General features: G+C 55.2%; 4 protein-coding genes. 3 read left to right on the forward strand and 1 reads right to left on the reverse strand.

All coding sequences use genetic code 11. The annotated features are described in order from the left end of the window. The first annotated feature begins 1 nt into the window (after window position 1). Both G6Q29_RS20695 and G6Q29_RS20700 read left to right on the forward strand, forming a co-directional pair. Window positions 2-2,689 (forward strand): response regulator, encoded by a 2,688-nt coding sequence (locus G6Q29_RS20695; RefSeq protein WP_165466073.1) that lies wholly within the window; start codon window positions 2-4, stop codon window positions 2,687-2,689. After that, complete coding sequence (locus tag G6Q29_RS20700; RefSeq protein ID WP_165466074.1) at window positions 2,679-4,880, forward strand: glycoside hydrolase family 2 protein; 2,202 nt, start codon at window positions 2,679-2,681, stop codon at window positions 4,878-4,880. Before G6Q29_RS20695 ends, G6Q29_RS20700 begins: the two co-directional genes overlap by 11 nt. Before the next feature lies 1 nt (window position 4,881). On the opposite strand, the gene G6Q29_RS20705 is transcribed toward G6Q29_RS20700, so the two are convergent. Then, window positions 4,882-5,097 (reverse strand): hypothetical protein, encoded by a 216-nt coding sequence (locus G6Q29_RS20705; RefSeq protein WP_165466075.1) that lies wholly within the window; start codon window positions 5,095-5,097, stop codon window positions 4,882-4,884. Window positions 5,098-5,840: 743 nt separating this feature from the next. Between G6Q29_RS20705 and G6Q29_RS20710 the strand changes: the two genes are divergently transcribed. After that, on the forward strand, window positions 5,841-6,578 hold a 738-nt coding region (locus G6Q29_RS20710), incomplete at its 3' end, for a BapA/Bap/LapF family prefix-like domain-containing protein (RefSeq protein WP_165470170.1).

The following is a 6,578-nucleotide window of genomic DNA, read 5'->3' on the forward strand; positions in this document are numbered from 1 at the left end:
CATGCGAACCACATCCCGTTTCGATCTTAACGCGCTGCCTGTGGGGGTGATGATTTACGATCCCGCCGAGCATCTGACGGCCTGGAATGATCAGATAACGCGCTTTTACCCGGTCATTGCCCCCTGGCTAAGCGCCGGCGCCACCCTTGAGAGCCTGGCGGAGAAATTTATTGATGCGGGTTATAACATCGACTCCACCCGCCGCCGGACACTGCGTGAAGCGATCGTACGCAACTGCCGTCAGTCAAGCCACAGAGAGGTAAGGCAGTCGGGAAAACGGCGGATCTACGTACAGCATCAGCGTCTTGCCGATGGCGGCATCCTCAGCCTGCATACCGATATTACCGAGCTTGACGACGCCCAGCGCTCGCGCCAGCAACTGCACGATGATTTTTTACTGACCGCAGAGTCCATTCAGATTGGCATCTGGAACTGGCAGGTCTCTCACGACAGTCTGGAGGTGAACGATACGCTGCTGGCGATGGTGGGGCAGTCGCGTACGCAACAGCACTACCCGCTGCGCTTTTTACTTAATCTGGTCCATGAAGAGGATCGCGCAGTCCTGCGCAAGGCGATGATCGCCTCCAAGCAGGAGCACATGCCCGTGTTTGAATGTGAAATTCGCGTACAGCACGCGACGCAGGGCTGGCGCTGGATGCTGATCTCGGGACAGGTGGTCACCCTCAGTATGCAGCAGCAGGCCGAACGAGTCATAGGCACCCTACAGGACATCACCCGTCGTAAAGAGGCCGAGCTGTTGGCCATTGAAGCGGCGAAAGTGGCCCGGGAGGCCAACGAGGCGAAGAGTGCTTTTCTGGCCAACATGAGCCACGAAATTCGCACCCCGATGAATGGCATTCTGGGCATGACTCAGCTCTGTCTCGATACGCAGCTCAACCCCGAACAGCGGGACTATCTTTCCCTGGTGATGAGTTCAGCGCAGTCACTGCTGCATATCATCAATGACATCCTCGATTTCTCCCGCATTGAGTCAGGAAAGATGACTGTCGATACCGAGCCTCTGGAGATCCGACCCTTTGTGCAGTCGCTGATCCGCCCACATATGCCCGCCGCCAGCGAAAAAGGCATTGAGCTGCTGGTGGATATTGCTCCGGGAGTACCGGAAGTGCTCATTGCTGATGGTCCCCGGCTGCGTCAAATTCTGACGAATCTCCTGGGCAACGCGCTGAAGTTCACCCATCACGGTGAGGTTATGCTGGCAATAGAGCCTGCGCAAAGTAAAGGGCAGTGGCGTTTTCGCATTCGCGACAGCGGCATTGGCATCCCGCGGGAAAAACAAAAAGCCATTTTTGAAGCGTTCAGCCAGGCCGATAGCTCTACCACTCGCCGCTACGGCGGCACTGGCCTCGGACTGACCATTTCTGCCCGCCTGGTAAGCCTGATGGGCGGAGAGCTAACGGTTCAGAGCGAGCCGGGTACAGGCAGCGAATTTGCGTTTACGCTGCCGCTGGAGAGCCAGCCGGCTGCCTCATCGACCGTCACGCCTGTAGCCGGTTTCAACGGTGAGCCGGTACTGGTGGTAGACGACAACAGTACCAACCTGCGGCTACTGGACACCATGCTTCGCCAGATGGGTCTGACACCGACCTGTGTAAACAACGCCGGGGAAGCGTTAAGCCTGACAGCAAAAGGGGGATGCTGGCCGCTGATCCTGCTGGATGCACAAATGCCGGATATGGACGGGGTATCACTGGCCATTGAACTCTCTGTTATGCCACAGGCCGAGAAAAGCCACATTATTATGCTCAGTTCCATGAACCGCCAGTTCGACGCCAAAATGCTCAAGCGCATCGGGATTGCCCACTATTTACATAAGCCGGTTGCCCAACGTGAACTCTATCAAACCATAGCCAGCGTCCTGGCACCCGCGCCACATCTGGCATCGTCCTCTTCACCTTCCCCCGCTCCCGTCACCTCGCCGGTACAGGTTCAGGCCGGGCTGCACATTTTGCTGGCCGAGGACAACCTGGTGAATCAGAAAGTCGCCAGACGCCTGCTGGAGCAGCTCGGCCACCGTTGCGAAGTGGTATCCAATGGCCGGGAGGCCCTCGAGCGCTGGCGTGAACAGCCCTGGGATTTGATGCTGGTTGACTTGCAAATGCCGGAAATGGACGGTGAAACGGCCATTCGCCAGCTTCGTGAAGAGACACGGGCCAGGGGGCGTAGCCACCAACCCGCCATAGCGATGACTGCCCACGCCATGCAGGGCGACCAGGCGCGCTGTCTGGCAATGGGCTTCGACGGCTATATTGCCAAGCCGGTGAGTCAGGAGGCACTCAGGGGGGAGATAGACCGTGTTGTCGCCGGAGAAGACGCGGGGCTGCCTGATGAGGCTCACCTGCTAAAACAGTGCGCGGACGATCCTGAACTGGTTAATGAGCTGCTGACGCTGTTCGGCAACGGGCTTGACGAGGCAATGGAAGCCATAGCAAGGAGTATTGAAAACGATGACCGGGAGGCCCTGCGTCGGGCGGCACATAAGCTTCGCGGTGAAGCTGTCACTCTTGGTTTCACACGCTTTGCAAAAATTCTCCAGCACGTCGAGAGCCAGGCGGGATCGTTGAATCAGAGCGAGCTGAATGTTAGGCGAGGCGAGCTCGTCGAGCAGGCCAGGCGCAGTATGACATGGCTGCACCGCCGAGGGCAGGAGGTTAAAGATGATCGCTAAGCATATTATGCTGCTGGCATTTACCCCTCTGCTTGCACAGGCAAGCCAGCCGTACACCTGGTCATTAGCTGGAATGTGGCGCGTACATGACGCAAATATCTCCACCTTCGACGGCGTCAATGCGCCTGACCGAGACTGGCGAACGATTCGGGTTCCGGCCAACTGGTACAGCGCCGGATACGATCATCAGGGAGCCCTTTGGTATCGTCATGAATTTACCCTGCCCAGGCCCGCTCCAGATAGCATGGCCACACTGGTGTTTGAGGGGGTAGATTATTTCGCTGACGTCATACTCAATGGCAAACACCTTGCTCGCCACGAAGGGTATTTCCAGCGCTTTTCCGTAGACGTGAGCGATGCCCTTTCCCGACATAATAAGCTTGCCGTTCGGGTGGACAGCCCCTGGGAAGATCCGAAGACAATCTGGCCGCTGCATAAAACGATGGTGAAAGGCGTACTTAACCAGCACGATACTCGCCCTGGCGGAGCCTGGTCAGAGGACGGCCAGGATGCTAACTCGGGGGGGATCTGGTCGCCGGTGAAGCTACACTTAAGCCGCGGAGTGACTATCGACGAGGTGATACTGCGTCCGAACTGGCGCGAAGGGCTGAGCAAACCCGCGCTGCACGCCGAGATCCGCTACCGGGCGCTGTCTGCCGGTGACGTAACTCTGCGCCTGACGGCCACACCGGACAATTTTACGGGCCCGCGTATACAGCAGGAATTCCCTGTAAACCTTGCGAGGACGGACGGGAAACCGCAATCGCTTCGCGTCACGCTGCCAATGCAAGGCGCAAGGCTCTGGTGGCCAGTGGGCTATGGCAGTCCAAACCTGTACCGGGTGCGCGCAACCCTGGCGGATGAGCAAGGGGTGATGGATACCGCAGTGACCCGTACCGGGTTACGCAAGATCGAGAAGCAGCCTGACAACAAGGGCTGGCTCTTTAATGACCGACGCCTGTTTATCAAAGGGAGTAATTACATCGGCTCCCCGTGGCTTAGCACCATGACGCGCAAGAAATATCGTCGCGATTTTAGGCTGGTGCAGGCGATGAACGCCAACGCGATACGTGTTCACTCGCATGTTGCAGGCCGGGCACTTTACGATGTGGCTGATGAGATGGGGCTAATGATCTGGCAGGATGTCCCCCTGCAATGGGGTTACAATAACAGCGATACCTTTGCAGACAATGCCGCGCGACAGACCCGCGAGATGGTCGAACAGTTTGGTAATTCCCCCGCGATTATCGTCTGGGGCGGTCATAACGAGCCGCCGTGGAATTCACCGTGGATGGAAAAACGCTTTCCCGACTGGAATAAAAACCTGAACCAGACGCTGACGAAACGCGTGGGAGACGCGCTTTCGCAAGATACCTCGCGCATAGTGCATCGTTTTTCTGCGGTAGAAGAACACTACTGGGCCGGATGGTACTTTGGCACCATGCGCGATCTCCTTGGCCCCGCCAAAACCCCGATCGTCACGGAATTTGGCGCTCAGGCTCTACCGCGACTCTCAACGCTGAAAACCATCATTCCCGCGCACCTGATGTGGCCAAAAAGCACCGCCGCCGACGATCCCGGCTGGACGCACTGGAAATACCATAATTTCCAGCCCTTCCAGACCTTTAAATTTGCTAATATTCCGCGGGGCAACACCATTCAGGAGACGATTGCCAACACCCAGCGTTACCAGGCGGAGCTAGTGGCAATGGCGGCAGAGAGCTATCGTCGGCAGCGCTACCAGCCGGTAACCGCCCTCTTCCACTTTATGTTTGTTGAAACCTGGCCCTCCATCAACTGGGGCGTCGTGGACTATCTGCGTAAGCCCAAACCGGGTTACTACGCGCTGCAAAAAGCCTATCAGCCCATTCTGCCGTCGATTGAACCCGTGACGGCGGTATGGCGTCAGGGAAGCGAAGCAATGGTGCGCCTTTGGGCAATCAATGACACCTGGTCCGCCTGTGAGGCGTGTCGCCTGAAGTGGCAGGTGAAGCAAAATGGGCGGATGTTGGCTAAAGGCGATACAACGCTTACGCTTCCCCCCGATTCGGGCAGCAGGATAAAGGACCTTACCGTCACACCGACCAGCAGGCATAAGGTTATCATTGAGTATCGCATCGAGGATCGCACGGGTAAAACCGTGGGGAGCAACCGGCGCCAGGAGATTGTAGAAAGCGCTCCTGCGCAATAATTCAACCATGCTCTGCATCAGCCTGCCTGTTCAGCGCGATCCGTTTTCCCGTCGCGAGACCTTCCTCAACGACAGGCAGCGGCAGGGCTTTCATGCAGATTTTCCTTATCTTCTTCAGCCCTTTGATAAGCATCAACGACAAGCGTCTTGCTCCATGGAAAATTTCAAACAGACAACATTTCATGCGAGGACAGGCGCTTAAAATGTACAGACCCATAGTCGTTATCGTCTTTATTCTTCTGACGCTCGCCGCACTTCTTGAAACGGGCATAATCACCTTCGGCTAACTTTCCCTAAAAAAGGCCACATTTGCGGCCTTTTTAATTTTTTAAATGTGTGAAGCGGACAGTTAATTTTTATGAGTAGCAGAATGCAAACCCGACATGAAAATATATTTTATTTATGCGATCCCATTGAATATATTATACAGCAGATACTTAACCCTAACTTAAATCATAATTAAGCAACCATTAATGCTTTTCTAAAACCATTAATAAAACCTTTTTTTTCAATATTATTTCTCTCACGTCTCCATCGCTGTCATGGCTCTACCGCCTGTACGCCAACGCTTCTGGGGCGCCCCCCTCATAACCGAGGAAATATATTCACGCTATCAATTAATTTCCTCTGCAATCACAGCGCAGGGTTTACAAACACTTAATTTGCACATTCAGATATTTATAGCTATATCATTTTTAGAGCAAAATAAATTAATACCTGCATTAATAACAAGGTTTATAAATTACGAAAATATAAATAAATAACAGTTACTCATGTAAATAATTAGCTTCGCCCTGATGTTGCCACGTTGATAGCTGGTGGGTCTCGGTCGCTCTAAAGAAAGCAACGGTAAATACTGCTTTATTCACAGTATTTTCGCTGGGAGCGCCCTCATCCCTTCAGAAAAAATGGCCACGTCTGACACGCCGTAAACAATAACTCTGCTGGAGTAATAACTGTATGAGCCAAATATCTGTCATATCGAAACTAACTGGCGTGGAAACGACCACGGAAGGCACACAGGTAACACTCGGCCATTCGTCTATTGTTAAGCTTAACGTGGATCGCGCCGACATCTCAGATTACTCCCGCAGCGGAAACGATCTGGTAATTACCCTCCACTCGGGCGAAGTGATTACCCTCAAGAATTTCTACGTCACTGATGCGCAGGGCGTAAGCCAGCTGGTGCTTGAAGAGAGCAATGGTGCGCTGTGGTGGATTGAAGATCCCACCGGTGCCGCCACCTATGAATCCATCGCCTCCACGGACGCGTTACTGGCGGCTTCAGGAAGCGATACCGGCGGCGCCGCAGCGTGGCCCTGGGTGCTGGGTGGCCTGGCCGTCGCTGGTGGGATTGCTATTGCGGCGGGAACCGGGGGGGGAGGCGGCGGAGATGACGACAACAACAGCCCGAATCCCGGCAACCCGGGAAATCCTTCCGAACCTGATACCACGCCTCCGAATGCCCCCGCCAATCTGGCGGTCTCGCCTGACGGCAAAACCGTGACCGGGACGGCTGAGCCGGGCAGCACGATTACCCTGAAGGATGCCGACGGCAACACTATCGGAACGGGCAAGGCGGGCAGTGACGGGAAATTTACGATCGATCTCGGTACGCCACTCACCAACGGGGAACAGATCACCGCCACCGCCACCGATCCGTCCGGCAATACCAGCCAGGGCGGTCAGGTCACGGCA

Origin of the sequence: Enterobacter cloacae (assembly GCF_011078175.1) — a bacterium.
GTDB classification, from domain to species: Bacteria; Pseudomonadota; Gammaproteobacteria; order Enterobacterales; family Enterobacteriaceae; genus Enterobacter; species Enterobacter cloacae_Q.

Bases quoted from the DNA above. Each gene is read 5' to 3' on its own strand.
- G6Q29_RS20695 (WP_165466073.1), top strand. From the start codon at position 2: ATGCGAACCACATCCCGTTTCGATCTTAACGCGCTGCCTGTGGGGGTG.
- G6Q29_RS20705 (WP_165466075.1), bottom strand. From the start codon at position 5,097: ATGGGTCTGTACATTTTAAGCGCCTGTCCTCGCATGAAATGTTGTCTG.
- G6Q29_RS20700 (WP_165466074.1), top strand. From the start codon at position 2,679: ATGATCGCTAAGCATATTATGCTGCTGGCATTTACCCCTCTGCTTGCA.